Annotated in this window: 29 protein-coding genes and 1 pseudogene; 11 read left to right on the top strand and 19 right to left on the bottom strand. The window is 69.6% G+C overall.

Annotated features, from left to right (window positions below; genetic code table 11):
* Positions 1-70 precede the first annotated feature (70 nt).
* Genes QMG73_RS17450 through QMG73_RS17435 form a run of 4 tightly spaced genes read right to left on the bottom strand, consistent with a single transcriptional unit; the run spans position 71 to position 3,658 of the window.
* On the bottom strand, positions 71-1,360 hold the full coding sequence (locus QMG73_RS17450) for a TolB family protein (protein WP_281896830.1): 1,290 nt from the start codon (positions 1,358-1,360) through the stop codon (positions 71-73).
* Positions 1,361-1,400: 40 nt separating this feature from the next.
* Positions 1,401-2,411, bottom strand: coding sequence for a type I glyceraldehyde-3-phosphate dehydrogenase (gene gap, locus QMG73_RS17445; protein ID WP_281896828.1), 1,011 nt, complete (start codon positions 2,409-2,411; stop codon positions 1,401-1,403).
* A gap of 5 nt (positions 2,412-2,416) precedes the next feature.
* A complete protein-coding gene (locus QMG73_RS17440; RefSeq protein WP_281896827.1) occupies positions 2,417-3,010 on the bottom strand; it encodes a TetR/AcrR family transcriptional regulator in 594 nt (197 codons plus the stop codon).
* 42 nt (positions 3,011-3,052) lie between these two features.
* Entirely contained in the window at positions 3,053-3,658 is a 606-nt protein-coding gene (locus tag QMG73_RS17435) for a TetR/AcrR family transcriptional regulator (RefSeq protein WP_281896825.1), read from the bottom strand.
* Between the two features lie 87 nt (positions 3,659-3,745).
* Here QMG73_RS17435 and QMG73_RS17430 point away from each other — a divergent pair, with 87 nt between their 5' ends.
* Complete coding sequence (locus tag QMG73_RS17430; RefSeq protein WP_281896824.1) at positions 3,746-4,483, top strand: SDR family oxidoreductase; 738 nt, start codon at positions 3,746-3,748, stop codon at positions 4,481-4,483.
* A 4-nt stretch (positions 4,484-4,487) separates the two neighbouring features.
* On the opposite strand, the gene QMG73_RS17425 is transcribed toward QMG73_RS17430, so the two are convergent.
* Positions 4,488-5,138: a hypothetical protein gene (locus tag QMG73_RS17425; RefSeq protein ID WP_281896823.1), complete on the bottom strand. Its 651-nt coding sequence runs from the start codon at positions 5,136-5,138 to the stop codon at positions 4,488-4,490.
* Positions 5,139-5,206: 68 nt separating this feature from the next.
* On the opposite strand from QMG73_RS17425, the gene QMG73_RS17420 reads away from it, so the two are divergent.
* Positions 5,207-5,704 carry a DUF2716 domain-containing protein gene (locus QMG73_RS17420; RefSeq protein ID WP_281896887.1) on the top strand — a complete coding sequence of 166 codons (498 nt, stop codon included), beginning with the start codon at positions 5,207-5,209 and terminating at the stop codon, positions 5,702-5,704.
* Positions 5,705-5,808: 104 nt separating this feature from the next.
* On the opposite strand, the gene QMG73_RS17415 is transcribed toward QMG73_RS17420, so the two are convergent.
* On the bottom strand, positions 5,809-6,492 hold the full coding sequence (locus tag QMG73_RS17415) for an alpha/beta fold hydrolase (RefSeq protein WP_281896821.1): 684 nt from the start codon (positions 6,490-6,492) through the stop codon (positions 5,809-5,811).
* Positions 6,489-6,725, bottom strand: a complete 237-nt coding sequence (locus QMG73_RS17410; RefSeq protein WP_281896819.1) for an epoxide hydrolase N-terminal domain-containing protein — start codon at positions 6,723-6,725, stop codon at positions 6,489-6,491. The genes QMG73_RS17415 and QMG73_RS17410 overlap by 4 nt, the downstream gene beginning before the upstream one ends.
* A 79-nt stretch (positions 6,726-6,804) precedes the next feature.
* Between QMG73_RS17410 and QMG73_RS17405 the strand changes: the two genes are divergently transcribed.
* Genes QMG73_RS17405 through QMG73_RS17395 form a run of 3 tightly spaced genes read left to right on the top strand, consistent with a single transcriptional unit; the run spans position 6,805 to position 9,055 of the window.
* Complete coding sequence (locus tag QMG73_RS17405) at positions 6,805-7,197, top strand: GntR family transcriptional regulator (protein ID WP_281896818.1); 393 nt, start codon at positions 6,805-6,807, stop codon at positions 7,195-7,197.
* Positions 7,194-8,096 (top strand): ABC transporter ATP-binding protein, encoded by a 903-nt coding sequence (locus QMG73_RS17400; protein ID WP_281896816.1) that lies wholly within the window; start codon positions 7,194-7,196, stop codon positions 8,094-8,096. The genes QMG73_RS17405 and QMG73_RS17400 overlap by 4 nt, the downstream gene beginning before the upstream one ends.
* Positions 8,093-9,055, top strand: coding sequence for an ABC transporter permease subunit (locus QMG73_RS17395; RefSeq protein ID WP_281896815.1), 963 nt, complete (start codon positions 8,093-8,095; stop codon positions 9,053-9,055). The genes QMG73_RS17400 and QMG73_RS17395 overlap by 4 nt, the downstream gene beginning before the upstream one ends.
* Positions 9,056-9,062: 7 nt before the next feature.
* On the opposite strand, the gene QMG73_RS17390 is transcribed toward QMG73_RS17395, so the two are convergent.
* Complete coding sequence (locus QMG73_RS17390; RefSeq protein ID WP_281896812.1) at positions 9,063-9,728, bottom strand: winged helix-turn-helix transcriptional regulator; 666 nt, start codon at positions 9,726-9,728, stop codon at positions 9,063-9,065.
* A gap of 99 nt (positions 9,729-9,827) precedes the next feature.
* Here QMG73_RS17390 and QMG73_RS17385 point away from each other — a divergent pair, with 99 nt between their 5' ends.
* On the top strand, positions 9,828-10,274 hold the full coding sequence (locus tag QMG73_RS17385) for a cupin domain-containing protein (protein ID WP_281896885.1): 447 nt from the start codon (positions 9,828-9,830) through the stop codon (positions 10,272-10,274).
* Between the two features lie 21 nt (positions 10,275-10,295).
* Positions 10,296-10,598, top strand: a pseudogene (locus QMG73_RS17380) (RidA family protein); the annotation flags it as partial.
* Positions 10,599-10,705: 107 nt separating this feature from the next.
* Here QMG73_RS17380 and QMG73_RS17375 read toward each other — a convergent pair.
* From QMG73_RS17375 to QMG73_RS17345, 7 genes are all read right to left on the bottom strand, one after another.
* Complete coding sequence (locus tag QMG73_RS17375; protein WP_281896810.1) at positions 10,706-11,404, bottom strand: ABC transporter ATP-binding protein; 699 nt, start codon at positions 11,402-11,404, stop codon at positions 10,706-10,708.
* A 5-nt stretch (positions 11,405-11,409) separates the two neighbouring features.
* Positions 11,410-14,262: an ABC transporter permease gene (locus QMG73_RS17370; protein WP_281896884.1), complete on the bottom strand. Its 2,853-nt coding sequence runs from the start codon at positions 14,260-14,262 to the stop codon at positions 11,410-11,412.
* 94 nt (positions 14,263-14,356) lie between these two features.
* Positions 14,357-14,578: a hypothetical protein gene (locus QMG73_RS17365; protein ID WP_281896808.1), complete on the bottom strand. Its 222-nt coding sequence runs from the start codon at positions 14,576-14,578 to the stop codon at positions 14,357-14,359.
* 60 nt (positions 14,579-14,638) lie between these two features.
* A complete protein-coding gene (locus tag QMG73_RS17360) occupies positions 14,639-15,430 on the bottom strand; it encodes an AfsR/SARP family transcriptional regulator (RefSeq protein ID WP_281896806.1) in 792 nt (263 codons plus the stop codon).
* A 2-nt stretch (positions 15,431-15,432) separates the two neighbouring features.
* The gene (locus tag QMG73_RS17355) at positions 15,433-17,223 is read right to left on the bottom strand and encodes an ABC transporter ATP-binding protein (RefSeq protein ID WP_281896803.1); all 1,791 of its coding nucleotides are present in this window, start codon (positions 17,221-17,223) and stop codon (positions 15,433-15,435) included.
* A 17-nt stretch (positions 17,224-17,240) separates the two neighbouring features.
* Positions 17,241-17,765: a redoxin domain-containing protein gene (locus tag QMG73_RS17350; RefSeq protein WP_281896801.1), complete on the bottom strand. Its 525-nt coding sequence runs from the start codon at positions 17,763-17,765 to the stop codon at positions 17,241-17,243.
* 102 nt (positions 17,766-17,867) lie between these two features.
* Positions 17,868-18,413 (bottom strand): MauE/DoxX family redox-associated membrane protein, encoded by a 546-nt coding sequence (locus QMG73_RS17345; protein WP_281896799.1) that lies wholly within the window; start codon positions 18,411-18,413, stop codon positions 17,868-17,870.
* A 148-nt stretch (positions 18,414-18,561) separates the two neighbouring features.
* Between QMG73_RS17345 and QMG73_RS17340 the strand changes: the two genes are divergently transcribed.
* Positions 18,562-19,023, top strand: a complete 462-nt coding sequence (locus QMG73_RS17340) for a S26 family signal peptidase (RefSeq protein WP_281896796.1) — start codon at positions 18,562-18,564, stop codon at positions 19,021-19,023.
* A 202-nt stretch (positions 19,024-19,225) separates the two neighbouring features.
* Here the strand turns inward: QMG73_RS17340 and QMG73_RS17335 are convergent, their stop codons facing one another.
* Both QMG73_RS17335 and QMG73_RS17330 read right to left on the bottom strand, forming a co-directional pair.
* The gene (locus QMG73_RS17335; protein WP_281896793.1) at positions 19,226-20,134 is read right to left on the bottom strand and encodes an LLM class flavin-dependent oxidoreductase; all 909 of its coding nucleotides are present in this window, start codon (positions 20,132-20,134) and stop codon (positions 19,226-19,228) included.
* A 28-nt stretch (positions 20,135-20,162) separates the two neighbouring features.
* A complete protein-coding gene (locus QMG73_RS17330; protein WP_281896790.1) occupies positions 20,163-21,260 on the bottom strand; it encodes an NAD(P)/FAD-dependent oxidoreductase in 1,098 nt (365 codons plus the stop codon).
* A gap of 132 nt (positions 21,261-21,392) precedes the next feature.
* On the opposite strand from QMG73_RS17330, the gene QMG73_RS17325 reads away from it, so the two are divergent.
* Together QMG73_RS17325 and QMG73_RS17320 are read left to right on the top strand one after the other, a co-directional pair.
* Complete coding sequence (locus QMG73_RS17325; RefSeq protein WP_281896787.1) at positions 21,393-22,250, top strand: helix-turn-helix transcriptional regulator; 858 nt, start codon at positions 21,393-21,395, stop codon at positions 22,248-22,250.
* A gap of 44 nt (positions 22,251-22,294) precedes the next feature.
* Positions 22,295-23,182: a phosphotransferase family protein gene (locus tag QMG73_RS17320; protein WP_281896785.1), complete on the top strand. Its 888-nt coding sequence runs from the start codon at positions 22,295-22,297 to the stop codon at positions 23,180-23,182.
* 163 nt (positions 23,183-23,345) lie between these two features.
* Here the strand turns inward: QMG73_RS17320 and QMG73_RS17315 are convergent, their stop codons facing one another.
* Complete coding sequence (locus QMG73_RS17315; protein ID WP_281896782.1) at positions 23,346-23,927, bottom strand: putative glycolipid-binding domain-containing protein; 582 nt, start codon at positions 23,925-23,927, stop codon at positions 23,346-23,348.
* A gap of 71 nt (positions 23,928-23,998) precedes the next feature.
* Between QMG73_RS17315 and QMG73_RS17310 the strand changes: the two genes are divergently transcribed.
* Entirely contained in the window at positions 23,999-24,481 is a 483-nt protein-coding gene (locus QMG73_RS17310; RefSeq protein ID WP_281896779.1) for a hypothetical protein, read from the top strand.
* Here QMG73_RS17310 and QMG73_RS17305 read toward each other — a convergent pair.
* On the bottom strand, positions 24,460-24,609 hold the full coding sequence (locus QMG73_RS17305) for a hypothetical protein (protein ID WP_281896776.1): 150 nt from the start codon (positions 24,607-24,609) through the stop codon (positions 24,460-24,462). The two genes, QMG73_RS17310 and QMG73_RS17305, sit on opposite strands and share 22 nt — an antisense overlap.
* Positions 24,610-24,790: the final 181 nt, after the last annotated feature.

Genomic DNA, 24,790 nt, shown 5'->3' with positions numbered 1-24,790 from the left:
CTGCCGCGACGGCCGTCGTGCTCAAGACCGTAGCTCCCGCGGCCTCACCCTCCGCGTGTCTTCCAGCGCCTCACGGGTGGGTGGCGTGGCGGCGAGGGCGGCGCAGGAAGACCTCCTCGTTGCCGAGCGTGTCGCCCGGTACCAGGTTGCTGGCTATCGAGACGAAGGCGATGACGAGACCGTCCGCGCTGATGGTCGGTTGGCCGCTGTGGCCGTTGGCCGCGGCGCCATTCGTGGCGAGGCTGATGATGATCGTCGCGCCGGTCCGGCGGTCGAGGCGCAGAACGTGGTTCTCCCCGCCGGTAAACGCGGAGAAGGCGACGTACCGGCCGTTCCCGCTGATCACCGCCTGGGCGATCTCGGGGAGTTGACCGCCGCCGGCGGCGATCCTGACCAGCTCCGCCGTCCCGGTGACGCGGTCGCGCACGAACGTGTCACCGCGACCGTTGGTGTCGCCGTCGACGAGATTCGAGGCGGCGGAATGGAAGACCACGTACCGCCCGTCGCCGCTGATCCGCGCGCCAGAGCTCCCGCCGTTTCCCGGCGTACCGTCCCCGGACACGCTGACCCGGGTGGTGGTGCCGGCGCGGCGATCGCGGACGAACACGTCCCACCCGTCGTCGTCCCCGGCTACGAGGTTGGTCGCGTTGGAACTGAACGTCACGTACCGGCCATCGTCGCTGATGTCGGCGCCGTAGCTTTCACCGTCGGAGTCTCCGCCGGCCATCGAGACGGACACCCGCTCCACCGCTCCGGTGTCGCGCGTCCACGTGTAGACGTCGGGTGTCCCGTTCGTATCGGTGGGTATCAGCGCCGAGTAGGTCATGTAGGCGACGTACCGCCCGTCCGCGCTGATGCTTGGTTCGGCCGCGTTGTTGTCGAACTGGCCGCTCGAGGGCAGCGGACTGGCCCGCATCGTGGTGCCCGCCAACCGATCCCGGACGTACACGTTGCCGAGGGCGTTGGGATCGCCCGGCAGGATGTTCGTCCCGTACGACAGGAAGGCGACGTACCGCCCGTCCGCGCTGATGTCCGGGTCCTTGCTGTGCCGGTTCACCTGACCGCCGGTCCCGGTGAGGCTCACCCGGCTCGTGACTCCGGTCCGGGTGTCCCGGACGAACACGTCGGTCGTGCCGTTGGTGTCACGGGGTACCAGGTTCGACGCCGCCGAGGAGAACGCGACGTACCGGCCATCAGCGCTGATGGCCGGCCGTTCGCTGGTGTTGTTCGGGGCACCGCCCGATAGGGCGACGGCGACGCGCGACGTCCATCCGGACGTTGGTGACGCGTGGGCCTCCGCGCCGAGGGTCACGACCATCGTCACCGTGGCGACAAGGACGGTTACACAAGGTGTTCTCATGTACTCCACACGCCGGCAGACAACGCGAGGTTGCACCCCGTCACGCCATGGCGGTAGCTCCGATGCGCTCGGAGAACTCGACGAGGCGGTTGGAGAACCCCCACTCGTTGTCGTACCAGCCGAGGACCTTGACCTGGTTGCCGACGGCCTCGGTCAGCGGCGCGTCGAAGATCGACGAGTACGGGTTGCCGACGATGTCCGCCGAGACCAGCGGTGCCTCGGAGTACTGCAAATAGTTCCGCAGCCGCGGGGAGGCGGCCGCCTCGCGGAACGCCGCGTTGACGTCCTCGACGCTGGCACGCTGCCGCAAAACCACGGTGAGATCGGTGATCGAGCCCACCGGCACGGGCACGCGCAGCGCGGCTCCGGTGAGGCGCCCGTCGAGCTCCGGGATGACCTTGCCGATCGCCTTCGCCGCGCCCGACGAGGTCGGGATGATCGAGACGGCTGCCGCGCGGGCCCGGCGCAGGTCGGAGTGCGGCGCGTCGTGGAGCCGCTGGTCCCCCGTGTACGCGTGGATCGTCGTCATCAGTCCCGACTCGACACCGAACGAGTCGTTGAGCACCTTGGCCAGCGGCGCCAGCGAGTTCGTGGTGCAGGAGCCGTTGGAGAACACGTCGTGGCTGTCCGGGTCGAGGCTGTCGTCGTTGACCCCGAGAACGAACGTGGGGACGTCTCCCTTGGCCGGTGCCGAGATGACGACCTTCCGCGCGCCGCCCTTGAGGTGGGCCGCCGCGGCGACGCCGTCCGCGAAGTGGCCGGTGGACTCGATGACGATGTCGGCACCGGCGTCGCCCCACGGGATGCTGGCGGGGTCGGACTGCGCAAAGACCTTGATGCGCTTGCCCTGTACGGCGATCGCGTCACCGTCGAAGGCGACCCCGTCGAGGTGGCCGGAGATGGAGTCCCACTCGAGCAGGGTGGCCAGCGTGCGGGCGTCGGTGAGGTCGTTGACCGCGACCACCTCGACGTCGGCGTTGTTCGCCAGGGCGGCGCGCAGGTAGCTGCGCCCGATCCGTCCGAACCCGTTGATGCCGATGCGTACCGTCATGGCGTTCAGTTCCTCCCGTTGTTCTCGTTGCCGGGGACGGATGGTGCCGCCGCCCGGAGCAGCGCCAGCGCGCCCGCGCGGGCGTCGTCGAACAGACCCGGGTCCTGCTGCGCGATCGCGAGCACGTAGCCGCCCTGCAGGACCGCCATCAGGGTGTGTGCGAGCTGCCGTGCGTCGAGGCCCTCGCGCAGTTCGCCGGCGGCGATGGCCTCGCGCAGCACCGCGACCCACCGGTCGTGCACCTGGGCGAACGCGCGCGCCACCGGGGCGAGCAGAACCGGGTCCTCCCGGACCTGAGGGTCCTGGGTCATCCGGCCGACCTTGCAGCCCTTGAGGGCGTCGCGCGGACGCATCAGGTACGCCTCGATCCGGGCCATCGGACCGCCCGGACCGTCGAGCTCGGACGAGGCCGGCAGCAGGTCGGCGACGTTGCGCTCGAGGGCGGCAAGCGCCAGGTCGCGCTTGGTCGGGAAGTGGTGGTACATGCTGCCCTGCCCCACGCCGGACCGTTTGCGCACCTCACGCGGGCTGGTGTCGGCGTAGCCGCGCTCCCACATGAGCTCGCTCATCGTGTCGACCAGGAGCTGTCGCGAGTCCATGCGGCCAGTGTACATACCTGTAGGTACAGTCCGCGGCCGCCCTCACGCGCTTCGCGGCGCCGCCCCGTGGAGCGCGTGGTCGACCAGCCGCGCCACGATCGACTCGTCGAACGGCACCCTGAGCACGAGCAGCCGGTGATAGCAGGCGCCCCACAGCTGATCGACGATGATGTCGAGATCCGCGTCAGCGCGCAGTTGCCCCCGCACCTGCGCGCCCCTCAGGCGCACGCGGGCGAGTTCGCGGCGGGGCAACGCGTAGCTCTCGGACCACGCCCGGGCAAGGTCGGGGTCCATCTGGGCCGCGCCGATGAGCTCGGAGACCGGCTTCTCGGCGCCTTCCTCCTTGAGCAGGCGCACGAACGCGCTGAGCTGCGCGATCAGGTCGGCGCGAAGATCGCCGGTGTCGGGGAAGTCGAGCGCGTCGCGGCTCCGGGCGAAGTACGCCTCGGCGGCCAGCGCACCCGGCGACGGCCACCACTTGTAGAGGGTCATCTTGCTCGCGCCCGCGTCGGCCGCCACGCGGTCGAACGTCACCGCGCGCATGCCGTCTCGCAGCAGGATGCGCCCCGCCGCGGCGAGCACGGCGGCGCGCACCTCGGCGGCCGGCCGGCGACCGCGTCCCCGTCGAGCGGCAGGGGTCTCGGACATCACACGGTCCCTTCTTATGGACTCCTTGTACATTTCTGTCGGTCGCAGTAGTGTACAGGTTGTCCATATACTAGCGGAGGTTGGATCATGTCGAACAACGCGGGTCGGGTCGCGATCGTCAGCGGTGGGTCCGGCGGCATCGGCAGGGCCAGTGCCGAACGCCTGGGCGCCGACGGCTTCTCCGTCGTCGTGCACTACGCCGGCGGCAAGGACCGCGCCGAGGAGACGGCGACCGCGGTGGCACGCGCCGGAGGCCGAGCGACCGTGGCGGGCGCGGACGTGGCCGACGAGGCGGCGATGGCCGCGGTGTTCGACGCCGCCGACCGCGAGTTCGGAGGCGTCGACGTCGTGGTGCACACGGCGGGCATCATGCCGCTCGCACCCGTCGCGCAGCTGGATCTGGAAACCCTCGACCGCATCCTGCGTACCAACGTTCGCGGCACCTTCGTCGTCGACCAGCTCGCCGCCCAGCGCGTACGCGATGGTGGCGCGATCATCAACTTCTCCACATCGGTCACCCGACTGCAGATCCCCGGCTACGGCGCCTACGCCGCGTCCAAAGGAGCCGTCGAGGCGTTGACGCTGATCCTCGCGCGCGAACTGCGCGGCCGGGACATCACCGTCAACGCGATCGCGCCCGGCCCCACCGCCACGCCGCTGTTCTTCGAAGGCAAGAGCCAGCAGGCGATCGACCAGATCGCCGCTTTGAACCCGATGGGGCGGCTGGGCACCCCCGAAGACATCACCGAAGCCGTCGCGTTCCTCGCCGGCCCCGCTCGCTGGGTGAACGGCCAGGTCCTGTACGTCAACGGCGGCGCCGCCTAGCCGGTCAGACCTTCCTGGCGCAGGCCGTCTCGCCATTGATCGAGCCCAGTGGCGTGATCACGAACGTCAGCGCGGTGCCGGCCGGACAACGGATGCTTTTGCCGATCGCGGTGACCCTGTAGGCCGGCGGGAACACGTCGGCCTGAGCACAGCGGATCTCGCTGATGTACTGGGTCTCCATGATGCCGTTCTTGACCGGCTGGCTCGGGTGGACGCAGTCGCCGACCACGATGGGTGTCCTGCCACCGCCGGGCTCGTCCGCGTGCGGACCCTTCGTGGTCTGCATGCAGGCGAACTGTTTGCCTTTCCCGGTGAAGGCCGCCTCGACCGGCGGGTCAGCGTCCAGGTCGAGGAAGAAGTCGATCTCGTCGATGGTGCAGTCGTATCGGTACTCGCCGCCGGAGACAACCTCCTCGGCGAAATTGATCTGCGCGACCTTCGCCTCCGCGGCTGGATCGGTGCACTCCACCTTCCGGTACGTGCCCGCGGGTTTGGGGTTGCGGGCGTAGCACCAGCCGGCCTGCGACTTGAGCGGCACCGTGGACGTGGAGACCGAGGGCGACGGCGACGGTGTGCTTGGCGAGGAAGAATCCGACGAACAGCCGGTGATGGACGCGCCCAGCGCCGCTATTACCGCGATCGATACCCGATGCACGCTCCGAAGATAGCGCGGCAGCCCAAAATCCTCTCGATCTGGGGGTGATGGATGATCGACCGGTGGATATGGCTTGGAGTCCGATCGCCATGGACGCCGACGACGAGTACTGGACGCCGTTCTACGAGCGGTTCGATTTCCGGCCCAGCGTCCAGCACTGGCCCGCGATCAGCGAGCCGGTCCCATCGGTCACTGTGGACCTCGGCCCGATCTTCGCCGCGCGCAGCCAGTCGGAGTTCGACGCCGGGGCGGCCGCCGTCAACCGTCTCGCCCTGCTCGCGTGGGTCCGCGTGCTCGAACCGGACAGCAGCCTTGTCGTGCTCGACTGGCAGCATCAGACGTACCGGTTCTGGCCGCATCGGTTCGCCTGCCAACGAGACGCGCGCTGGCAGACCGACGTCTTTCCCGACGGTGACTACTACATTTTCCTCACCGACGACATGAGCACCGGCACGTTCGGGCATCCGTGGGAGCAGACACTCTGCGTCTTTGGCGAGCCGCTGCTGTCCACCCTCGTCCCGATGCTCACCGGCTGGCTCCCCGTCCGTCGCTCCAACCTGCCGTAGATCGTTACCCCGGCAAAACCCTTTTGGGCTACCGCGACATCCGTCGTGGGCGAGACCGCTGCTCCCGCGGCCTCACCCTCCGCGGCACACGACCGGATCGCGGGTCATCGGAGCGGGCGGAAGAAGGCGCGCAGGTCGCGTACGAGCAGGTCGGGCACTTCGAGGGCCGGGAAGTGGCCGCCGCGGTCGTGCTCCATCCAGTACCGGATGTCCGGGTAGCGGCGGGCGGCCCAGCGACGGGAGGTCCGCGGCACTTCGGCGGGGAAGACGGACGCGCCGACGGGTACGTGGACCGGGTCGGCGGACGCGCCGGTGATCCAGCGCGAGACCGTGTCGATGCTCTCGGCGTAGAGCCTCGCCGAAGACGCGGCGGTGCCGGTCAGCCAGTACAGCGTGACCTGGTCGAGGATCTGGTCCCGCGTCAGGGCGCCGGGCAGGTCGTCGGCCGGTCCGAGACGGTGATCGCTCCAGGCGATCAGCTTCTCCCCCATCCAGGCGCACAACCCGGCCGGCGAGTCCAGCAGGGCGTATCCGACGGTCTGCGGGGCGGTGCGGTGCATCTCGGAGTACGCCGACGCGGTCCGTCCGCGGTGCCGCATCCGGGCCAGCGCTTCCCGTTCGGCGGCGGTGAGGTCGTCGCTCGGGTCCGGGCCGGCGAGGGGCGGCACGAGATGGATGCCGGCCACGTGCTCGGCGTCCAGCACACCGAGCATGCTGGAGATGCTGGTGCCCCAGTCGCTGGTCGCCGGCTTGGCGCTGAAGCCGTACGCGGGTATCGAGGGGATCACGACGTCGAAGGCGTCCGCTGCGGCACCGCGTTGAGCCGCGCCTCGGCGGCCCGCCACTGGTAGTCCTGCGCCCAGTACCGGCACAGGTCTCGCAGCACGTCCAGCGGCACCCCCTGCGCCCAGCCGGGCACCGGCGCGGGCTCGGGCCATCTGGTGCGGGCCAACCGGGTGCGCAGCTCGTCGAGGTCGGACTCCGGCACCTGTACCTGGAAGGGCTGGACGTGAAAGGACATCGAATCTTGAGGGTACGCGTTGACAGGTCGCGGCGCCATCTGCATCATTCCACTATCTGATTAGTGGAAGGGTGGTGTGGTGATCGACTTTCATCTCGATCGCCGGTCGGGCGTGTCGACGTATGTGCAGCTCGTGCAGCAGGTCAAGCACGCACTCCGGCTCGGGCTCCTGAAGCCGGGTGATCGGCTGCCGACCGCCACGGAGGTGGTCGCCGCGCTCGCGATCAACCCGAACACGGTGCTCAAGGCGTACCGGGAGTTGGAGCGGGAAGGGCTGGTCAGCGCGCGACCCGGCCTCGGCACGTTCGTCGAGCGGACCCTCGGCCAGGCCTCGCCGGTCGACCGTGCCCGGCTGCGCCGGCAGCTGACCGGATGGGTGCGCTCGGCGTACGCGGCCGGCATGGTCCGCGAGGACGTCGAGGCCCTGTTCACCGCGGCCATCCGGGACGCGGCACAGGAGGGGGTGGCATGAGCTCCGCTGTGGAAGCCATTGACCTGGGCCGGCGGTACCGCCGCACCTGGGCGCTGCGGGGCTGCTCGCTGGCGCTGCCGAAGGGGCGGGTGATCGCGCTGGTCGGCCCCAACGGCGCCGGCAAGAGCACCCTGCTCAACCTGACCGCCGGACTGCTGCGGCCCTCCGAGGGCGGGCTGCGACTGTTCGGAGAGCCGCTGAGCGCCCGGCCGGACACGCTCGCCCAGGTCGCCTACATGGCGCAGGACACCGCGCTGTACCCGACGTTCACCGTGACCGACCTGCTCACCTTCGGCCGCCGGCTCAACCCCGGCTGGGACGACCCGTGGGCCCGCGACCGGCTGGCCAGGCTCCGGCTGCCCACCGACGTACCGGCCGGGCGCCTGTCGGGCGGCCAGCGGGCCCAGGTCGCGCTGGTCCTCGCCCTCGCCAAGCGACCCCGGCTGCTCCTGCTCGACGAGCCGCTGGCCAGCCTCGACCCGGTGGCCCGGCACGACGTGATGGCGCTGCTGATGGAGACCGTCGCCCAGTCGGGCATGACGGTGCTGCTGTCGTCACACATCATCTCGGACCTGGCGGAGACCTGCGACTGGCTGGTGGCCATCAACCAGGGACGGGTACAGGTCAGCGGCGACATCGACGAGCTCCTCGAAACGCACAAGCTGATCGTCGGCCCGCGCGAGGCCCTCGACACCCTGCCGGAGCGGCTGCCGGTGGTGGCACAGACCGTCAATGGGCGGCAGGCGTCCGTACTGGCCCGCGTCTCCGGGCACACCGTCGGTCCAGCGTGGACGGTGCGCGATGCCAGCCTCGACGAGCTGGTCCTGAACTACCTGCGACGACCGGAGTCGAGCGCCCTGCCCGGCCCGACGAGGCAGCGCGAGAGGAGTGCGTCATGATCTGGTTGACCTGGCGCCAGCATCGTTGGCAGCTGATCGGCATCGGCGCGCTGCTGGCGGTCTACTGGGGCTACCTGCTGTCGGCGGGCGTGCGGGCACGCGACGCGCTCAGCGGCTGTGCCTCGCTCGGCGGCGACGCGCACGTGCCACCGTCGTGCTTCGAGGCGTCCAACACCGTCGACGCCACGTTCAACACGATGGGCGAGGTGGTGATGTTCGGCAACCTGCTGCCCCTGGCCATGGGCATGTTCGTGGGCGCACCACTGATCTCCAGGGAGCTGGAGCTCGGCACGTACCGGCTGGCGTTCACCCAGTCGGTGAGCCGCGCACGCTGGCTCGCGGTCAAACTCGGCGCGCTGGCCGCCGCGGCGGCGCTCCTCGGCGCGGTCACCGGCGCCGTGGTGTCCTGGTCGCGGGCGGGTTTCGGGTCGATGTTCGCCGCCGCGCCGTTCGGCGATGACGTGGTGTTCAGCCAGTCCGGCGCCGTCCCGGCGGCCACCTGGGTGTTCGTCCTGCTCGTCGGCGCGGCCATCGGGGTACTGGTGCGCCGTACCACCATGGCCATGGCGGTCACGCTGGTCGTCCTGCCGCTGGCCTTCGCCGGGCTGATCCTGCTCCGCCCGCACTACATGCCGCCCGCGGAGCGCCTCGTCGACGGCGGCGACATGATCCAGGACGGCGTGTCCCGCAACGATTCGCGCGGCTGGATATTCTCGACGTCCTACGTGGACAGTTCGGGGCGGAAGCTGACCGCCGACGCCGCCGGCGCGCTGTGCCAGGACCCGGCGAACACGTGGCCGACGGCGGAGTGCATGGACCGGCTCGGCCTGCGCCAGCGGATCGTCTACCAGCCCGCCGACCGGTACCCGTGGTTCCAGCTCATCGAAATCGGCCTGCTCCTGGCCGCGTCCGGCGCTCTCACCGTGACCATCCGCCGCCAACTCACCCGCTACCCGTGATCGGCGATCAACCCGCCGTCTCCGCGTACGGGCTGGGACGCAGCCACGTCATGAGCCCTCGGATGAGGGACCGCGATCCCTCCAAGGTCAGCCGTCCGGCACGCAGTGCCTCACCATAGGTGGTGCGCCGCAGGTGGATGTCGACCAGGCAGGCCGCGTCCGTGCGTGCCACGATGTCCTCGACATACCCGGTGCCTCGGGTGCACAGCTCCGGTCGCGGCCTGCGCAGTATCAGCCAGTACGGCTCACCGGGGCGATCCCGCAACTCGACACGCACGACGACAGCACGTTCGGGAAGCGACTCGACGTCGACGAGCTTCAGCGTGGCCCACAGCACGTACGCCGGATCGAGGTGGTGTGGCTCGATCTCCAGCCACCGCGCACCCCACTGCCCCATCGCGTCACAGACCGCCTTCAGCTCCTGCCCTTTGTCGGTGAGCTCGTAGATCCAGCCCCTCCCTGACGTGGCCCGGCGGCGGGTCAGGATGCCGTGCCGCTCGAGCGTGTCCAGCCGCTGCGTGAGGAGCGCGGGCGGTATCCCCGGGGCGCCTTGACGGATCTCGGTGAAGGTCCGGCACCCGGTGAGCAGGTTCCGGATGATTATCGGCGTCCATCGCTCCGCGATCAGCTCCGACGTCCGGGCCACCGGGCAGTACTGGCCGTACGTCCGCATGACAGAAGCGTCCCACGCGCAGCCGACCAGGCAACTTCACTTTCTGATATTGCCGCTTGGCGGCGGCCGCCGGAGGGTGTGCTGGAGGGGGTGAGCACAATGATTGTCTCTGGACAAGCACACACGGTACTGCCCGACGATGGACGCGTCGTCACGATGGGCGTAATCCAGATGCGCGTACTGGCCGCCGGCGAACCCACCACCGGTGGCGCCTTCAGCCTCGTCGAGTTCACCGGCCAGCAGGGTCCGTGGACGGTTCCGCACCTGCACCGGCGGATGGAGGAGTCCTTCTTCGTCCTCGACGGCGATTTCACGTTCGAGGTCGGAGACGAGAAGCTCGACACCGGCCCGGGATCGTACGTGCTGATACCCCGAGGCGTCCGCCACATGATCCGCGCTCGCGGCAGCGGCACCCTGCTCGGCCTCATGGTGCCCGGCGGGCTGGAGGAGATGTTCTTCGAGCTTGGCCGGCTACCCGCGGACAGCATCACCGACCCAGCCGTACGGGCGGCCATCTCCGCCAGGTACGACTCCGTTCCGGTGTAGCCATGACACACCGGCAAGGTCGGCACCTCCGTCTCCGTCCACGAAGGACAGCAGGCGGCCGAGGCGGTGATGCTGAACCTCCTCGGCACCTTGAAGACGGAGTTGAAGGACCTCTCGCGCGTGGCTCGTTTCCTCAAACTCGTCGTCTTCGTCAAGGCCGCTTCCGACTTCACCGAGCATCACCTGGTCGCGAATGGCGCCACCGACCTACTCGTCAAGGTGTTCGGCGAGGCGGGCGCGCCCACCCGCTCCGCCGTGGGCGTCGCCTCACTACCGTTCGACTTCTCCGTCGAGATCGAGGCCATCGTCGAAGTCCGCGACTAGGGTAGGGCGTGTGTCGCGGAGGGTGAGGCCGCGGGAGCAACGGTCTCGCGCACGACGGGCATCGCGGTAGCTCAATGGCCGATTCTGAACTTGACCTTGAGCGGTCTCTAGCTGATCGCTTCCGTGGTGAGCTGGCCGTCTCGCATGTGGACGGCGCGGTCGCAGCGGGCGGCGATGGTGGCGTCGTGGGTGGCCATGATGAGGGTGGTGCCGTGCTCGTCTCGCAGGTTCAGCAGTAGGTCGACGATGGCGCCGCCGGTGTGGCTGTCGAGGTTGCCGGTGGGTTCGTCGGCCAGCAGCAGCACGGGCTGGTTGACGAGCGCGCGGGCGATGGCCACCCGCTGCTGCTGCCCGCCGGACATCCGCGACGGCAGGGCGGCGGCGCGGTCGGCGAGCCCGACCATTGCCAGCAGTTCGCGCGCGCGGGCCGCCTTGTCGAAGTCGGTCCGAAACGGGATCAGCGGCGCCATCACGTTGTCCAGGGCGGTGAGCGTGGGCAGCAGGTGGAACCGTTGGAAGACGAACCCGATCCTTCGCCGGTACGCCGCCAGCGCGCGGCCGGAGAGGCCGGTCACCCGCTGGCCGGCGACGTCGATGTCGCCTTCGTCGCTCTTCTCGATGGCGCCGATCAGGTGCAGGAGCGTCGACTTGCCGGAGCCGCTCGGCCCGGTCAACGCGACCGCGGTGCCGGCGTCGACCGTCAGGCTGACGTCGTCGACGGCCACCAGCGGCGAGCCGCCGGGCAGCGGGAAGGTCTTGCGCACACCCTTCAGGCACACCAACGTCTCGGGTGACTTCAGGTCCATTGTGGTCACCCCTCGGCGAGCAGTTGGGCGGTGGGCAGTCGGCGGAGCATGGCGATCGGCACCACCACCGACACGGCGGAGACGGCGACGCCGAACGCCATGGCGGCCACCGCGCACCAGACGACCGCGGGGGTGACGCCGCCCGCGAAGGCCGCCGCCGCGCCGAGGCCGGCGGCGGCACCGAGCGTGCCGCCGATGACGCCCATGCCGATGGCCTCGATGACGACCAGGCGGTTCAGGACGGCATCGGTCCAGCCGACGGCGCCGAACAGCGCGAACTCGGCGGCGCGTTCGGAGATGTTGAGGTAGAGCACGTCGGCGACCGACACGATGCCCAGCACGATGGTGACCGCTACGGCGATGTAGTCGACGGTGCGGGCCTGGAGCGTGATGGCGTCACCGAGCAGGGTGCCGGTGACCGCGCCGCGGAAGGCGAACGTGATCGCCAGCAGTATGGTCAGCGCGGCCACGCCGATCATCAGGCTCATCGCGCCGAGCAGGGTGCGGCCGGGTGTGCGGGTGAGATTGGCCAGGGCGAGGGTGGCGACCCGGCGCGGTGCCCGCCGCCGGACGGCGATGCCCAGTACGGCGGGCCGGACCGTTTCGCCCGGGTCGGGGCGAGCGGCCCGCCAGGCCGGCCAGCCACCGGCGAGCAGGGCGAGGCCCACCGCGGCGGGGATGGCGAGCAGTGCGTGGGTCCACGTGGTGTCCAGCCCGAAGAGCAGCGCGAACACGAACGCGAGGACGGTGCCCACGACGCCGGCGGCGAGACCGATGCCGGCGATCTCGGTGAACAGCAACTGCGCCAGTTGTCTTCGGTTCCAGCCGAGGCAGGCGAGGATGCCGAGTTCGGTGCGCCTGGCGCGGATGGCGGCGGTGTTGGCGTTGAGCACGGCCAGCGCGCACACCGCGAGTACCAGGATGGACAGCAGCACGCTCTTGCGGTCGGCCGCGTTGACCAGTACCGCCGCGACGCCCTTCTGCACCCACGGCTCCGCCACGGCGAGGTCGGGCCGGCCGTAGTTGCCCGCGGGATACCCCACCGTCACGGCGGTGGGCGAGGATCCCAGGGTGATGTCGACCTGCAGTCCGGTGCGGCGGGCGATGTCTTCCGCGATCACCCGCACCCGTTCCCGGGAGATCGCATCGATGCCCACGTCGCCGGCCAGCCGGACCCGCACCACGCTGATCGGCGCGCCGGTGTTGAGCTGGTACTCGGGGTAGTCCGGCTCGGTGCTGTATGCACCGGGATCGAAGATGGCCGGCATGGCCTCCATCGTGGTCAGCAGCAGCGGGGGTTGGCTCAGCAGCCCGGTCACGTTCGCGTTCGGCGCCAGGCGCTTGCCGCCCAACGCCCGCCGGGACGCCTCGTCGGCCCCGTCGGCGCCCGGGTTGAAGTAGGTGTCCATCGGCACCGCCGACAGCGCCCCGCCCAGCGAGACCTTGGCCGGGTCGAAGGTGCCCACCGCACCCAACGCGGCATCCGGCATGCTGACGTCGCCGGGCTTGAGCTCGTACCCGTGTGCCATGTTTCGATGGACGGCGACGCCGTCGCGGACGCTGGTGTCGGCGAACTCCATCGGGACGTGCCGGGACGACCCGCCGTCGTCGGCACCCTGACCCCAGATCTTCAGATCGTACGGAGCGGCCTGTGCCCGCATGCCGTTGCCGGCCTGCTCGACGTTTGCCGGCCCGACGGTCCAGAACGAGTGCAGCCACATCGTGTTCGCCGTCGCCAGGTCGTATTCGACGCCGAGCTCGCCGGGGTGCAGCATCCGGTCGACCATGTTCCGGTAGGGCTCGTCGATCGGCATCGACGCCTTCTTGACCGGTGTGCCGGACTCGCTTGCCAGCGCGGCGCGCAGGCGCTGGTCGTCGGTGCCGGTGCGCACCAGGTCCGTCGCGCCCGGGTTCAGCCGCCGCACGTCGATATCGAGCGCACCGTCGACCTGCGGCCGGTCGGCGATCAGGATCGGCAGCCGCGAGTACGGATACGGCATCCCCGGCAGGCGATGCGATGTCGGTTTCTCGGCGGAGGTGAAGTATCGGCCCGAGGTGACGGACTTGTCCAGCCCCGCCAGTGCCGCCTCGGAGTCGGGATCGACCGCGGCCATCAGGAAAGGCACCGTCCACACCAGAGTGACGACCGGGCGCATCGCCTTGCCCTCGCGATCCGTCGAGCCCATGCCGCCGATACACGTCAGCGACGACCGGGCTCGCAGATCCGTCGGCGAAAGCCAGTCGTCCTGGCCGATCGCCGCCGTCACCGGGCAGATCTTCACGCGCTGGCCGTCAGCGTCGACCTCCTCGGGAGGCGGCAGTCCTCCGCCGCTCGTCAGTTCGCTGTTGGGCACCACGTCGAGCCGGTTACGCGTCACGTAGAGATAGGCGGGTCCGTCGGGGATCCGGCTCAGCCCGGCGTCGGTCACCCACGTCGGCTGTACCCGCAGCACCTGGCGCTCGGCGGTCGGGTCGATCGCGTCGGACAGGTCGATCGTCACGGGTACGGTGCGCATCACGTACCCGACCACCGATACCGGCGCCGCGACGGATACGCCACGCATCGCCTGGATCTCCCGCCACTGGTCGACGGTGATCCCGCCGCGCATCCCCGCCAACTGGCCCGACTGGACGAGGTTGCGCTGACGCTCCAACGGCAGGACGGCGTCTTTGGGGCGCACCAGCAGGTCGTACACGGGGCGGTAGTTGGCCGCGACGGTGCCCACAGTGTCCAGACGCGAGGTCACCGCGGCACCGGTGAGCAGCGTGAACCCGGCCACCGCGACGGCGATCATCGACAACAACGCCAACGACCGACGCAGCCGAACCCGCCACTGCGAAAGCGCCATGCCCAGCATCACGTCACCACCCGTCCACGCCCCGGCATCCTAATGCCCTCCAACATGCTGCCGCCGGCCAGACAGTGTCCGGCCGGCGGCAGCGGATCGACGATCAGCAGCAGCCCACGGTGTAGCTCACCGATGGCGCGTCGCAGGAACGCGCGGTGTTGGCGTAGCAGCGCACCTGGCCCGCGACCACCTTGTTGTAGTAGTAGTAACAGAAGGGACCACCGCACCCGACGTAGGCGAGACTGCAGACGTTGCACGCGGATGCCTTGGCCCTCGGCAGCAGCCTGGCCAGCAGCCGGTCGCCCAGCCTATCGATGATCTTCATCCTCGTTCCCCTTCCCCGTCGGCCGGCGGTTTGCCGGTACGGCCACGGTGTCATCAGCCGCTACCGGTCCACTAACGGTGCGCTAACGCCGGCGCCGGCGCGGATCGTGCTGACCAGCCGGCCGATCCGCTGACCAGGGCCGACGCCGAGGTCAGCGGCCAGGATGCGGCACAACTGGTCGTGGACGGCCAGGGCGGACGCGACGTCGCCGCGCCTCACATGCGCCTCGATGAGGTGCTCCCACGCGCGCTCCCGGTAGGGCCACTGGCGCACGAGAGGCTCCATCGCGTCGATGACGGCGTTGTGGTCCCCGAGTACCAGCTGCGCCTCGGCGAGGTCTTCCATCGCCCGCCACCTGCGCTCGTCGAGCGATGCCGCGATGACCGCCACGCCGGCGGACCTGACGTCGACGCAGGCGCTGCCACGCCACAGCCCCAGCGCCGCGGACAGGGACGCGACGCGCTGCTCGGCACCTTCGGGAAGCCGCGCACCGGCCCCGCGACGGGTGAGCTCGTCGAAGCACGCGAGGTCGGTCGACGTGCGGTGGCCACACAGCACGTACCCCGGTGGCCGGGTCTGCAGCGCGTTCGCCGCTTCCGGCCCACCGAGCCGCACGAGGCTCTGCCGCAGCGCGGAGATGTGGCCCTGGAGCTTCGTCGTCGCCGTCATCGGCGGGTGGTCGTCCCAGATGACCTGGACGAGACGGCTGACACCGACCACCGTGCCCAGGTTGAGGGCGAGCGTCGCCAGCAGCGCGCGCTTTCCCAACCCGCCGAGGGTCATCGGCTCTCCCCCGACGGTCACTTCGAGCGGCCCCAGCAACGACACCCGCAGCGTGGTATCAACGTTCACGTTCACATCGCCGCCCGAGTGGTGAGAGCGTCGTCGTAACCGGACGCTTGAAGACGGAACAACTCGGCATAGCGTCCTCCCGACGCCATCAGCTCGTCGTGACTGCCCTGTTCGAGGATGCGGCCGCCGGACAGTACGGCGATGCTGGTGGCCTCCCGGACGGTGTTGAGACGGTGCGAGATCAACAGGCTGGTGTGCGTGCGGCGCAACGACATCAGCCGCCGGTTGATCTCGTGCTCGGTGGCCACGTCGAGTCCTGACGACGGCTCGTCGAGGATCAGCAGGTCAGCGCCTTCCCGCAGCGCGGCTCGGGCGAGCGCCAGGCGCTGCCACTGCCCACCCGAGAGGACCACGCCGACTCCGGGCACGTCTCCATCGCTGAAGGCTCTGGTCAGCATCGTGTCGTATCCGTTGGGGAGGTTGCCGAGTACGGAGTCCATGTCGGCGGTGACGGCCGCGGCACGTACCCGCGCACGGTCGTCGATCGCGCTGATGTCGCCGACGGCGATGTTGTCGTGTGCGGAGAAGTCGTATGTCATGAAGTCCTGGAACGTGGCACCGACTCGCGCCCGCAGCGACGCGGGGTCGATGGTGGCGATATCGACTCCGTCCCACCGGATGGCGCCTTTGGTAGGAGCGTGGAATCCGCAGAGCAGCTTGACCATTGTGGACTTGCCGGCGCCGTTGTCGCCCACGACCGCGAGCGATGTGCCACGGGGAATCCGCAACGTGACGCCGCGCAGGACCCAGTCATGGTCGGGGGCGTACCGAAACCACACGTCGTCGAACTCCACGCCGCGCTCCAGCGGCGGCGCCGCCGGCAGCGGGGACCGCGGCGCCTCGCGAATCACCGCCGTGATGTCGACGTAGTGGGCGAACATGACGAACGTCTCGCCGAGCATCGCTATCTGGCGGACCAGACCCGACACGGACATCTGCAACGCGGCGAGTGCGGCTATCACCACCATGAGGTCGCCAACGGTGCCTTTGCCGTCTGCTATCCGCGCGACGAAGAACGCCAGCGCGGCCAGCGATACGAGGCCGGTCAGCGTCGCCAGGGCGCTGTCGACCCACAGTGCCAGGCGGTCCTGGTGACGCTCCTGCGACTGGGCCGCTCGCAGCTCGCGCAGGAGTCGCCCCTGGAAGAACGAGCCGAGCCCGAACAGCCGGATCTCCTTCGCGGCGCGCATGTCGAGCAGGAGAGCGGAGTAGAAGTTCTGCCTTCGAAACATCGGCACGGTGCGCTCCAGCATCGCTCCCCGCATGCGTGCCAGGCGGATCTGGGCGATCAGCGTGGGCGCGGCGGCGAGCAGCACCAGCACACCCGCCATGGGTGACCAGCGCACCAGCGTGACGCCGAAAGCCACCACGGTTATCGCTTCCTGCCCGATAGCCAGAACCATGCTGTTGAGCTGGGTCGGCGCGAAGCGGCTCGCCTCGTGGGCCAGTCGAAGCCGGTTGTGGAATGTGCTGTCTTCCAGTTCCGTCAGACCGGGATGCGCCGACACCGCGGCGAACAGCTCCTGCTGCGTGCGTATCGTCACGCGGCGTTCCGCGTCCCGCAGCGCGTACTGGGAGACGTGCATGATGACCGGCGACACGACGGCCAGCGCGCCGAACCCGGCGACACCGGCCCAGATCCGCGATCCGTCGTTGGCGGCGAGACCGTCGACGAGCGCTCGCGTGAACCAGGCGGTGGCCACCGCGGCCAGGCCACCGACCACCATGACCACGACGCTCACCGACGCGGCCCAGGGCGCGGCGCCGAAGTAGATCCCGAACGCGCGACGCATTAACGATGCCGACCGCCTCATTTGCTGTTGAATACCTCGCTCAGCTCATGGCCGCGCCCCAGCAGCCGGCCGTCGCCACCGAACATCAGGAACGCCGGCGTCCCCTGTACCTGGAAGGTCGTCATCGCCGCGCTCGGGTCGCCCTCGGTGACCAGCAGGCCGGCCTTGCGCAACGCCGGGGCGAGTTCGTCGGTCGCCCCCTCGCCTACCGCAAGGAAGCTGACCACCCGCACACCCGCCCGGCTGATCTCCTCCGCGCGGTCAGCAAGCGCCTCGGCCTGGGCGGGACAGTGCCGGCAGCCAGCGGAGAAGAACCCGATCATGACCGGGCCGCCGGCGAGCTCGGCGCTGGAGACCTGGCCGTCCGACGACACGAACTCCGGCATCGCGGCGCCGAGCGAGAGCTCAGACGCGGGCGGCGTCGTCATCTCGACGAGCTTCGTCTCGGTCTCGCGCAGCCGCCTGATGATCGCGGCACTCAACAGGAGGTCGACGAGGACCAGTGCCGCCAGGATGGCGACGGCGATGGACAGGAACAGCACGGTGTCTCCTCGGCTCAAGGGTCTCTTGGATCGATGCGCTGTCTCTTGGATCGATGCGCCGACACGCGGCGCGCCGGTGGCGCGCAAGCGGTCGTGCGGGACTCAGCGCGCGGGGGTCGCGCCGCGCAGGAGCCAGGTCAGATCGTCGAGCCAGACCAGCACCACGACGGCGACGCCGGCCGCGGAGGCAGCCGCCAGGATGAGCGGTGGGTCGAGGCTGCCCAGTGACACCGACGGCAGGGCGATCATGCCCAAGAGGCCGGCCAACGAGGCGGTGGCGAGGAAACCGCTGCGCATCACGTGCCGCCAGGCGACGGGCGCGCTCGTCGGTCCGAAGCAGTGGCATCCGCTCGTGGACCCGAGTCGAACGGCGCGCGCGAGCACAACGGTGAACGTGCCGAAGAGCAACACCGCCGCCGCCAAGCCAACGGGCGCGCCGGCTGGCCAGACCACGAGGGCCAGCACGACCGTCTCGGCGGCGATCGCCGCGACCGCCATCGGGCGCGACCAACGCGCGGAGCTCACCCGTAGGCCCGTAATCGCATCGGCGAACGCCTCGAAACCCGCGCGCGTGCGCACCTTGCTGATGATAGAAATCGCAAGAACGCCAGATACCGTCAATATTGCTGCCACAACAGCAACGTCCATGACTATTCCCCCATGTGTCCTGCGTGTCGCGAGCCATATATTGCGCAAGCAACTAGCCAGGTCTCTGGAACGTACCCCGGCCCATCAAGCAATGTCAACTCATTGATTTATGGGCACATCGGCGCGAACCTCATGATGGAGGGGGTGCATGATCGACAAATCACCGATCCTGGTCGCCGCCATGATCACGGTGGCGGCCGCCGTCGCGGGCACCGTGACGATGCGCCACCGATTCTTGATCATCGACGTACTGGGCGACAGCATGCATCCCCACCTCGCTGATGGGGATCGCCTTCTGGTACGCCGCACACGTCGACTTCGGGTGGGCGATATCGTGGTCGCGCACCACCGAGAGGGCCGGCGCCAGACCGCGACGAAAGGGTCTTCGGCGTCCACCTGGCTCGTCAAACGACTGGCGGCCCTGCCGGGCGACCCCGTCCCGGAATCGGTGATCCCAGCGGTCGGCGGTCACCCGAACCCCGTGCCCGCCGGCATGACCGTGCTACTCGGCGACCATCCACATAGCATCGATTCGCGCCTATGGGGATTCGTACCACTAAGCGATATCGAAGGCGTAATGGTCACGCGACTAACCTCAAACGCGAGCTAATGGAAAAAGAGGGCTACCGCGATGCCCGTCGCGGTCCATGCCCGCTGCTCCCGCGGCCTCACCCTCCGCGACTACACAACCAGCTCGCCGGCCCGGCACCGCCGACCTCGCTCCACCAGCGCCCGCACCGCGAAAGCTTTCTGGACGCGGAGGGTGAGGCCGCGGGAGCAACGGTATCGAGCCCGGCGGACGTCGCGGCAGCTCAAATCGGTTGGATCGCTTGGCGGATGGCTGGCGCGATTTCGTTGGCCCAGCGGCCGAGGGAGACGATGTCGGTCGTGCCGCCGCTGGGCGAGAACAGCGTGAAGCCCGATGCGTCGTGCTCCAACACGGCCCCGGTCAGTTCCTCGATCCACTGATCGGCGGAGCCGCCGATCCAGCGGCCGTCGCGGTCGCGCGTGGCGGCCAGCGGGCGGTCGGTGATGCGTCCGGGGAGGTTGAAGACCGTGCGGACCTCGCGCGGATCCCGGCCCGCGGCCGCCGCCGCGGCGTCGATGATCGGCCGTGAGGTTCGGTACCGCTCGCTGAGCCAGTCCGCGGCGTGGCCCGGAATCCAGCCGTCGGCGACGCGGCCGGTGGCGGCGAGGGATTTCGGGCCGACCGATCCGGTCCACACGGCGGGCGCTGGCACCGGGGCCGGCTCGATCTGGTCCACCTGGTAGTAGTGGCCCTTGTGGGTGACCGGCGGGCCGCCGCCCGACAGCGATTTGACCAGGGTGATCGCCTCCTCGAAGGCGTCTACGGCGTCGGCCGGTGACAGTCTCGGCACCCCCATGGCGGCGATCCGATCCCACAGGCCGCCCGCGCCCATGCCGAGCACGATGCGGCCGCCGGAGAGCGCCGACAGCGATGTCACCGTTCGCGCCAGCATGGTCGGGGGTCGGGTCGGCAGGTTGGTGACGTTGGCCAGGCCCGCGATCCGCTGGGTGCGGCCGAGGATGAACCCGATGGTGGCGTACGCGTCCAGCCGCTCGCCGAGGTACGGATGGTCCGACAGTGAGAATATGTTCAGCCCATCACGGTCGGCTTGTTGTGCCATGCGCAGCAGCTCTGGCCCGTCGTCGATGCCGCTGTGCGCGCCGAAGCCGAAGACGACTTCACGTGTAGACACGGTTCTGCCCTTCGTCGAGGGGACGGATTCAGGCGGCGGAGGGGCCGAACTGCTCGGTGAAGCGGCCGGTGAACAGGTCCGCGCCCTTGTACTGGGACACCGTCGCGGCGTCGACAACCGCCGGCCCGTCGGGTGTGGGCAGCTGGCCGGTGCCGCCCCGCGATCCGAGCGGAAGCAGGATCATGGGGTGGGGCAAGGGCTGGTAGGTGGCCGTGGGCGGCTCGTCGCGCAGTTGGGCGATGATGTTCTGCGCCACGACCTCGGCGTGCCGCATCGCGTACCCGGCCATTTTGGCCTCCGCGACATCGGTGATGTCACCGATCGCGTAGACGTGGTCGTACCCGTGGACGTTGAGGCTCTCGGTCACCGAGACCTGCCCTTGCGCGGTGGGGGTCGTGAGCCTGCCGTCACCGAGATAGCCGCTGTTGACCCGCACGCCGTGCGCCCGAAACCAGATGTCCGCGGTGATCTCGTCCCCTTCCGTGGTGGTGACGGTGAAGGTCCCGGCCCGGCCGGCCTCGGTCTCCGGCGACGCTGTCAGGCCGGCGCCCAGCCGCAGTTGAACGTCCAGTTCCCAGAGTTGGCCGTGCAGGTCGTCGCGCATCTCCGGCCGGAAGCCGGGCAGCACCGCTTCGGCCGGGTCGACGATCGTCACCCGCTTGTGCGGCCAGGCCTCCTTGATCTCACCGGCCAGTTCCAAGCCGACCGGCCCGGCGCCGAGGATCAGCACCCGCTCGGCACCGGCCAGCTCTTTGTGGCTTTGGCGCAGGTCGTCCAGCGCCTCCGCGATGGAGTCGGCCTTGGGGTTGGCCGGGTACGCGTAGGTGGAGCCGGTGGCCAGTACCAGATAGTCCGCCTCGACGCGCCGACCCGAGCCCAGGGTGACGCCGCCGGGGTCCACCGAGACCGCCCGGTCGCGAATCACCGTGCCGTTCGCGAGCAGCGTGTCGAAGGGAAAGAACATGTTGCCGGCCCAGTCGGGCTGGACCAGCGCCCGCAACGACCCCGCGGCGTTGACGAACGCGTCCCGGGGATCGATGAGCACGACATCGGCTGCGGACTCCAGCGCCTTGGCAACCGCCGCGCCCCCATAACCTCCGCCGACGACCACGACCGTACGCCTCATGATTCAGCTCCTCGCACACAAGAGTTCGATTGCCTTCCGCAACTCTCGTCAGCCGGCAGGCGCCCAGGAAGGCCGGGCTGAGGCTGGTAGTGGTAGGGCCACCATCCCGATCATCGACGCTGCTACGTTCGGATGGTGAGCGACAACGAACTCGGGCTGTTCCTGCGCGTACGCCGTGAGGCGGTCACGCCCGCCGAGGTGGGACTGCCAGCCGGGCCGCGCCGGCGCGCCACCGGGCTGCGCCGCTCTGAGGTGGCAGCCCTCGCCGGGGTCAGCGTGGAGTATGTGACAAGGCTCGAACAGGGTCGCGACCGCCGGCCGTCCCCGCAGGTGCTTTCCGCCCTCGCCGACGCGCTGCGGCTGACCGTGGGTGAGCGCGCTCACCTGTACGACCTCACCAAGGCGGCCGACCCCAGTTTCAACTGCCGGGGTGACGCCTCCCCGGCGCGCACGGTCCGGCCGACCGTACGAGCCATGCTCGACCGCCTGGAGCCGACGCCGGCCGTGCTCCTCAACCGGCTCAACGACATCCTCGCCTACACCGCCGGCTACGAACGGCTGCTCGGACCGGTCGGCCTGCTCGACGCGGCAACGCCCAACCACGCCCGGTTCATCTTCACCGACGAGCGGGCGCGCACCGCCTATCCCGACTGGGACCAGGTCGCCAACGAAGAGGTCGCGGCGCTCAAGCAGGGCCCGTTCCGGGCGGATCCGCACATGGCCAACCTGGCAGACGAACTGACCGTCGCCGCCGGCGAAGCCTTCACGCGCAGGGTGGACGCCGTTCCCGCGCTGGCGAGGTCCAGCGGCGTCTTCCGGCTGGCCCACCCTGAGGTCGGCACGCTCCGGCTCGCGTACGAGACGCTCGACCTCCCCGCTGACGACGCTCAGCGTCTGATCGTCCACCTGCCCGCCGACGCGGCGACCTCCGCCGCGCTCGACCGCCTCAACACCCACCCACCGCAGCCGCTACGGCTCGTCGTGGGGTGAGGCTCGGGGTGGGCCTCCCACGTCTCGGCACGCCGACAGGTCCGATGACCCGTGTCCACGGCGGGTTCGCCAACCGGCTGTACCGGCTCGACACCGATCAGGGATCCTTCGCGGTGAAGGAGTTGAACCTCCTCGATCGCCGCTGGACGTACCGCGTCGAAGACGTGTTCAGGTTCGAGCGGGCGGCCTTCGCGGCCGGCATCCCCATGCCGGAGCCGATCTCGGCCAGCCACCACACGCTCGTTCATCGATGGGTCGAGGGCGAGAAGATGCCCGAGGCACCGGTGCCGGAGGCGTACGCGTTCGAGATCGGTGAGATCCTCGCACGCATTCACGCGCTCGACGTCGCGTGGACCGACGTCTCGATCGACGACCCGCCATCACGGGACTGGCCCGAACTCGCCGAGCGGGCGACGGCGACCGGACAGCCGTGGGCCGGCGAACTCACCTCCGAGGTCGAGACGTTCCTCGCGATCGCCGACTTCGTCGACATCTGCGAGCGACCAGGCCCCGTCGTGTCGACCCACAAGGACATCCAACCGTGGAACCTGCTCTCTCGCGAGGGTCGGCCGGTGCTGCTCGACTGGGAGCTGTCGGGAATGCTCGACCTGTCCAGCGAGCTCGGCTCGACAGCGCTCAGCCTCGCGAAGGGGCCCGGCTTCGACGACATCCGGCCCGCCATCTTCCGCGCGGTCCTCGACGGCTACGCCGCGGGAGGCGGGGCGCTGCCGCCGTGGGGTCCGAGCTGGTTCGCGTTCATGATCGGCGGCTGGCTGGGGCACACGAGGTGGAACATCCTCCGCTGCCTCGCCGGCGTCGAGCCGAGCACCGGCCCCGACCTCGCACTGTCACACGAGTCGGCGCGCGACGGCGTGCGCGGCCTCCCCGTCCTGTTCGCCCGCCTTCCGGAACTTCAGCAACTGCTCGGATAGAGCTACCGCGACGTCCGCCGCGCGCAGGACCGCTGCTCCCGCGGCCTCACCCTCCGCGGCCACACGACCCGCCCGGACGGAGGCAGCAAAATCCCTGATGCTGCTGCCTCCCAGCACGTCTGAGGCAACAAAAACAGGGATTTTGTTGGGATCTTGGGCGCGGTCAGAGCGCGCGGACGGCGATTCCGGGGTAGTCGAGAGCGAGACCAGCGACGTCGTAGACAAGGCGACAACTGAACTCGAACACGGGCGCCGAGTAGTCGTACCGCTGAGTGACTCCGTCGTCGGCCACCCGGACGTACTCCTGCTCGAGCCGTTCGACCGACAGATCGAGCGCGCGCACGTACGCGGCCGGCGCGGACGCCTTGTCACCGACACCCAACGCCATCCGGCGCACCGGAAAAGCGTTGGTCATCGAGGACGATTCCAGGTCGAGGTCCAGGCAACCGTCGAGATGCGGGGCGGGTACGCCGTCGACCCGCCAGCCGCCTCGGCCGTCCGCTTCCACCTCGATCCGGCGCGTGCCAGCCGGCCAACGCGCGATCACCCGCGCGCCTCGGGTGGTCCACGTGGCATCCACATGGATGGCGTATTCCACCACCCACGGCTCGCCATCCTCGACCGCGGTGGTGCATCCGTCGATGCGATAACCGTCGTCAGCGGTACGGAAGTAGACGACCTCGAAGCCCTGTCGTGCGTCACGGTGTTGCCAGGCGGCAGCGACCGGCAGCGGTACAGCAGGCATGACCGCTACAGCCTGCGGCGACCCCGCGCTATTCCCGCGCCGACACCACGGCCTGGCTATCGTCTTTTGACATGATGACCGAACCGTCCAATGCCATCGCCGCCGCCTTCCTCGCGGACGGACCCGCGGACGGCGTGGACCTGAGCCTGTTCGGGCAGTTCGCCGGAGCATGGGCGCTGGACTGCACCGAGTACGACCTCGACGGCTCCTCGACTGTCCGCCGCGGCGAATGGCACTTCGGCTACGCCTTGGGCGGGCGGGCCACCACCGACGTCTGGATCCTGCCCGGCGTCGAACACGGCGTCAGCGTACGGTTTCCCGATCCCGCGGCCGGTACGGGCGTATGGCGCTCCACGTGGGTCGGACCGGTCCGGCGGCGCACGCACACGTTCCTGGCCTCGCGAGTGGGAGAGCAGATCGTGCTCGACGGCGGCGACCTGCGCTGGACCTTCTTCGACATCGAGGCCGACGCGTTCCGCTGGCGCAACCAGGCGCGGCAGTCCGACGGCACGTGGCGACTGCAGCAGAAGTTTCAGGTCTGGCGGCAAACCTGACGGACGCCCACGGCGTCTGTGGCGGCCTCGATCAGCGGAATCATCCAGAACGCCTGATCGGTGCTGGGCTGCCGCGACGTGCTCCGCTTGTCTGTCCACATCGGCCCATTGCGGCGGTGCACGTCCATGCCGGCCTCCTGAGGGTGACGCTGCTGGCAAGGACGCGGCCGCGCAGGCCGCTCGCGTGCCGCCAGGCGCGTGCTGACGCATCCGCGCCCCGCCGATCAAGGGCGTTTGCATGGATCAAGGGCGAACGCACGCGGAAAAGAGATCCAACCACGTGCATTCGCCCTTGATCGACGGGACGAA

Source organism: Phytohabitans aurantiacus, from assembly GCF_027923225.1.
Taxonomy (GTDB): Bacteria; Actinomycetota; Actinomycetes; order Mycobacteriales; family Micromonosporaceae; genus Phytohabitans; species Phytohabitans aurantiacus.
This window is presented reverse-complemented; position numbering and strand designations above follow the sequence as displayed.

What these genes read in the sequence shown, in the direction of transcription:
- QMG73_RS17450 (WP_281896830.1), bottom strand. Translation starts at nt 1,360, where the DNA reads ATGAGAACACCTTGTGTAACCGTCCTTGTCGCCACGGTGACGATGGTC.
- gap (WP_281896828.1), bottom strand. Translation starts at nt 2,411, where the DNA reads ATGACGGTACGCATCGGCATCAACGGGTTCGGACGGATCGGGCGCAGC.
- QMG73_RS17440 (WP_281896827.1), bottom strand. Translation starts at nt 3,010, where the DNA reads ATGGACTCGCGACAGCTCCTGGTCGACACGATGAGCGAGCTCATGTGG.
- QMG73_RS17435 (WP_281896825.1), bottom strand. Translation starts at nt 3,658, where the DNA reads ATGTCCGAGACCCCTGCCGCTCGACGGGGACGCGGTCGCCGGCCGGCC.
- QMG73_RS17430 (WP_281896824.1), top strand. Translation starts at nt 3,746, where the DNA reads ATGTCGAACAACGCGGGTCGGGTCGCGATCGTCAGCGGTGGGTCCGGC.
- QMG73_RS17420 (WP_281896887.1), top strand. Translation starts at nt 5,207, where the DNA reads ATGGCTTGGAGTCCGATCGCCATGGACGCCGACGACGAGTACTGGACG.
- QMG73_RS17410 (WP_281896819.1), bottom strand. Translation starts at nt 6,725, where the DNA reads ATGTCCTTTCACGTCCAGCCCTTCCAGGTACAGGTGCCGGAGTCCGAC.
- QMG73_RS17400 (WP_281896816.1), top strand. Translation starts at nt 7,194, where the DNA reads ATGAGCTCCGCTGTGGAAGCCATTGACCTGGGCCGGCGGTACCGCCGC.
- QMG73_RS17395 (WP_281896815.1), top strand. Translation starts at nt 8,093, where the DNA reads ATGATCTGGTTGACCTGGCGCCAGCATCGTTGGCAGCTGATCGGCATC.
- QMG73_RS17390 (WP_281896812.1), bottom strand. Translation starts at nt 9,728, where the DNA reads ATGCGGACGTACGGCCAGTACTGCCCGGTGGCCCGGACGTCGGAGCTG.
- QMG73_RS17385 (WP_281896885.1), top strand. Translation starts at nt 9,828, where the DNA reads ATGATTGTCTCTGGACAAGCACACACGGTACTGCCCGACGATGGACGC.
- QMG73_RS17375 (WP_281896810.1), bottom strand. Translation starts at nt 11,404, where the DNA reads ATGGACCTGAAGTCACCCGAGACGTTGGTGTGCCTGAAGGGTGTGCGC.
- QMG73_RS17370 (WP_281896884.1), bottom strand. Translation starts at nt 14,262, where the DNA reads ATGCTGGGCATGGCGCTTTCGCAGTGGCGGGTTCGGCTGCGTCGGTCG.
- QMG73_RS17365 (WP_281896808.1), bottom strand. Translation starts at nt 14,578, where the DNA reads ATGAAGATCATCGATAGGCTGGGCGACCGGCTGCTGGCCAGGCTGCTG.
- QMG73_RS17355 (WP_281896803.1), bottom strand. Translation starts at nt 17,223, where the DNA reads ATGCGTCGCGCGTTCGGGATCTACTTCGGCGCCGCGCCCTGGGCCGCG.
- QMG73_RS17345 (WP_281896799.1), bottom strand. Translation starts at nt 18,413, where the DNA reads ATGGACGTTGCTGTTGTGGCAGCAATATTGACGGTATCTGGCGTTCTT.
- QMG73_RS17340 (WP_281896796.1), top strand. Translation starts at nt 18,562, where the DNA reads ATGATCGACAAATCACCGATCCTGGTCGCCGCCATGATCACGGTGGCG.
- QMG73_RS17330 (WP_281896790.1), bottom strand. Translation starts at nt 21,260, where the DNA reads ATGAGGCGTACGGTCGTGGTCGTCGGCGGAGGTTATGGGGGCGCGGCG.
- QMG73_RS17325 (WP_281896787.1), top strand. Translation starts at nt 21,393, where the DNA reads ATGGTGAGCGACAACGAACTCGGGCTGTTCCTGCGCGTACGCCGTGAG.
- QMG73_RS17320 (WP_281896785.1), top strand. Translation starts at nt 22,295, where the DNA reads ATGACCCGTGTCCACGGCGGGTTCGCCAACCGGCTGTACCGGCTCGAC.
- QMG73_RS17315 (WP_281896782.1), bottom strand. Translation starts at nt 23,927, where the DNA reads ATGCCTGCTGTACCGCTGCCGGTCGCTGCCGCCTGGCAACACCGTGAC.
- QMG73_RS17310 (WP_281896779.1), top strand. Translation starts at nt 23,999, where the DNA reads ATGATGACCGAACCGTCCAATGCCATCGCCGCCGCCTTCCTCGCGGAC.
- QMG73_RS17305 (WP_281896776.1), bottom strand. Translation starts at nt 24,609, where the DNA reads ATGGACGTGCACCGCCGCAATGGGCCGATGTGGACAGACAAGCGGAGC.